Source organism: Staphylococcus sp. EG-SA-2 (assembly GCF_017152085.1).
Genome location: NZ_JACYHC010000312.1, coordinates 1 through 372 on the forward strand (window position 1 = coordinate 1; position 372 = coordinate 372).

Here is a 372-nt window from a genome sequence, read left to right on the forward strand (position 1 = left end):
CTAAATATAAAGGTGTATCACCAGCAAATGCTCCTGAAAGTGTTCAAGATGCCGCAGCAGTAAAATTATATAACACTGGTGGCGCTGGACATTGGGTTACTGCATAAGCCATTTATGCATAGCTAATCAATAGTTATATAAGTAACTTTTAGATCGGAATATATCGGGGAATTCTCGATATGTTCCGGTCTTTTTTATTTCGCAAATATACGTCATTATAGAATTATTATTTAAAGATAATAATACAACTGAGCAACAATAATTGAAAATGTTGAAACCGTTTGCTAAGATTAATTTGCAATTGAATACTAAGGAACTACTAGGGGAGCCTAATGATATGGCTGAGATGAATTGTTCAGACCCTTATGACCT

General features: G+C 34.1%; 1 protein-coding gene. It reads left to right on the forward strand.

Annotated features, from left to right (window positions below; all coding sequences use genetic code 11):
- Nucleotides 1–107: transglycosylase family protein (locus IDG60_RS03060; protein ID WP_206160483.1), on the forward strand; the 107-nt coding region annotated here is incomplete at its 5' end.
- Nucleotides 108–372: the final 265 nt, after the last annotated feature.